This is a genomic window from Methanoregula sp. (assembly GCF_002835825.1).
GTDB lineage: Archaea > Halobacteriota > Methanomicrobia > Methanomicrobiales > Methanospirillaceae > Methanoregula.
This window is the reverse complement of record NZ_PIZH01000279.1, coordinates 1-2,874: the sequence shown is the minus strand read 5'-3', so window position 1 is coordinate 2,874 and position 2,874 is coordinate 1. Positions and strand designations below refer to the sequence as shown.

Annotated in this window: 3 protein-coding genes; 1 reads left to right on the top strand and 2 read right to left on the bottom strand. The window is 63.1% G+C overall.

Translation table 11 applies throughout. The annotated features are described in order from the left end of the window. Positions 1-662 (top strand): S8 family serine peptidase (locus CW742_RS09770; RefSeq protein WP_292419770.1); only part of this gene is annotated, 662 nt, incomplete at its 5' end. Here the strand turns inward: CW742_RS09770 and CW742_RS09765 are convergent. Continuing rightward, positions 592-1,548, bottom strand: a complete 957-nt coding sequence (locus tag CW742_RS09765; protein WP_292419767.1) for a hypothetical protein — start codon at positions 1,546-1,548, stop codon at positions 592-594. The genes CW742_RS09770 and CW742_RS09765 overlap by 71 nt on opposite strands. Before the next feature lie 149 nt (positions 1,549-1,697). Continuing rightward, a complete protein-coding gene (locus tag CW742_RS09760; protein ID WP_292419764.1) occupies positions 1,698-2,657 on the bottom strand; it encodes a PAS domain-containing protein in 960 nt (319 codons plus the stop codon). Positions 2,658-2,874: the final 217 nt, after the last annotated feature.

Below are 2,874 nucleotides of genomic sequence, written 5' to 3'. Positions count from 1 at the left end.
CGCTAGCTGCGTTGTCGGTGGCCATGCCGTCTGCCGGTGCGCGTGCCGCCGCGGTCTTCTGCACCCCGTGGATCACCCGGGTGGCGTCATGGGCGCTTGAGGACGCGACCGGCGCCTCCCCCGCCCTCTTCGTCGGGGCTGCCGGAACCGCCGGCTCCGACAACGATGCGGTGCCCCGGTACCCTGCATCGTACCGCCTCCCCAACCTCGTCGCTGTCGCCGCAACGGACAACAATGACCGGCTCGCTTCGTTCTCGAATTACGGGAACGAGTCCGTCGACCTTGCAGCACCGGGCACCGGCATACCGGTGTACGCCTGCGCCGCACCGGGGGCGCCCGACCCGCTGTGCGGGTACTACGTGATGGACGGAACCTCGGCTGCCGCCCCGCAGGTCGCCGGAGTTGCGGTGCTGGTACAATCGGTCGATCCCCTGGTGACAAACGCGGAGATCCGGGAGTTCCTCCGAGCAGGCGCAACGCCCCTGCCATCCCTTGACGGCAGGGTCAGCACGGCCGGCCGGCTCGATGCATACGGGGCCGTGGCGGCGGCACAGGGCAGCATTGGCCCGGACAATGCCCGGGCCGCACCGTTCATCCGCTGCACGAATGCATGCCGTACTTCCGGCACAGGGCTTCTGCTTCTGTGCGGTCCTCTCCTGTGAGCCTGTCCCCGCTCGTACGGACAAGGTCCCTCAGCCGGATGAATGTCAGGGCATCGGCATACTCGGTACCAACGGAATCGAAAGAGCCCCCGTCTGCAATGGGAATTATGACCGGTGGGCCGGTGAGCGTGCCTCCGCCCCCGTACTCCCCCTTGTCATCGGTCACAATGGCGGGGAACGTGGTCTCGACAAACGCGTACCCGGTGTTGTTCCAGGAGAATGCCGGAGGACTCCTGATCCCGACTGCCGTGTGCTGCTGGTCCGGAAACGAGAAGAGGACAACCCCGTACCCGAGTTCCTCCAGCAGGGATGTAAGCAGCACGGATTTCTCATCGCAGATCCCGCTCTGGTCGTAGAGGACCATAGAGGGAGACCGCAGGTTCCCGCTCCCCTGCGCATAGGACTGGTTGTACCTGTACGGGATCTGCTGGACAAGGCTGATCGCGATGCGGGCCTGGTCGTCCCGGACATCCGTCTTTTCTTGGATTTGCTGCACAAGGGCACTGATGTACGGCCGCTCCTCCGGCCGGACGATCAATTCTTGGTAAAACCGGGCTATCTCCTCATCCGGGCAGGGGTCCGCCCCGCTTGCGGGAGCCGGGCACACGGATGGCGGTGCCCCGGCAGCGAGCCGGTTGTACAGGCCCGGGTCAAGGTCAAGCCGGATTGTGCCGTTCTCCCCGCGGAGCACGTACGGGTATGTCCGCGATACGGCTCCTGAAGACGGTGCTGAGGAAGGCTGGGGGGATATATCCGGTGCGATCGGGCCGGCTGCAGGGAGATGTGCGGATTCCGGGAGACTGAAGAACCCGGACAGGGATACCAATGCGGCGGCGATCAGCACAAGGACCGCGGCGACCCCGATAAGAAGAATGTACCGTTTCATATCCCCCTGCTCCTGCCGGCCCCGCGTCCCCGTCGGCCTGGTCCGTAGTACCCGGTTACGTGCCGCATGACATGAATTGCCCGGATCCGCAGTGCCGTTTCCACACTGCTGGGAAGGTGGCGGTGCCGGGATCTATGCTGCGGGAAGGCTCACATCTTCTTTGCAGTCTTCTTCCGTCCTGTCTCTTCCCCGCCCTGCACCTCGCGGAGCGAGCCGTGGATCGTGGTACATGCAGCGGAATCGTCCCACCGGGCCGCGACGGTAGCTTCGAACCATACTTCGCGTCCATCCGGCACCGCCGCCCGGAGACGGAAACGACGGGGGGTCTTTTCATCGCAGGCCGCGAGCAGCCCTGCCATCGCTGCCTTCCGGTCCTCTGGCACGGCAAGGTCGCCAAAGGGTCGCCCGCAACATCCGTCAGGATCAAAATGGTACCCCGCGATACGGGAGCTGATATAGGAAAGGACACCAGCGGGATCGGTTGCAAAGACGATGTCGGGCATGTGCTCCACAAGGTCCCGGAGCCGGTCCCCCTCCTCCCGCAGGGCGATCTCGAGTTTTTTCTTGTCCGTGATGTCCTGGCTGACCGCCATCATTCCGTGGGACCCGTCCGGAAACTGGACCGGCATGTGGAGCATCTCGAAGAAGAGGTGCTTTCCTTTGAAGTTCTCCTCAACGACAATCGTGGTCACCTCTCCGGCAAGGGCCTTCTCCATCGCGGCCCGGCATTCGTCCATGTTGACGACAACGCCACTGAGCACGTCGGGAAGGGGGCGTCCGATGAAGTCCTCGTACTGCATCCCGACTGTCCTCGGGATCCACTCGTTGAGCTGGACAACGTTGAGTTTGTCGTCCGTGATGCAGTAATGCTTCGAGGTGTACTCCATGTACGTGGTGACCGGGATCTGCCGCGAGAGGAAGTACACTTTGGCGTTTCCTACCGTCTGCACCTCAACGATCCCGTTCGCGGTCAGGATCTCGAGATACTTGGCAACCGACATCCGGTTGATGCCGCACTGTGCTGCGATCGCCTGGATGTTGAGCCCCCGGGGATTCTTCTTTAAGACCTCGCGGACACGATTCAGTGATTCCGGGTTGATCTGTACCATGGTGCTTACCACATAGGACCGCAAGGGCCTGTTCGTGTCTCGTTACGGAGTATTTCCTGCCGCGGGCTGCCCGGCCCACAGAGGCCTGTGGATGACAGATCTCTCCCTCAGATGCTTCCGTAGCAGTCGGGGAAGTTCGCTCGCTTGCAATCATCGACACAGGCTTCGCATTCGGCCGATGGGGGACGGTATTGAGCCGGGCTTGCGCACACGTCAT

Excerpts from the sequence above, each read along its gene's own strand:
- CW742_RS09760 (WP_292419764.1), bottom strand. The coding sequence starts at position 2,657 with ATGGTACAGATCAACCCGGAATCACTGAATCGTGTCCGCGAGGTCTTA.
- CW742_RS09765 (WP_292419767.1), bottom strand. The coding sequence starts at position 1,548 with ATGAAACGGTACATTCTTCTTATCGGGGTCGCCGCGGTCCTTGTGCTG.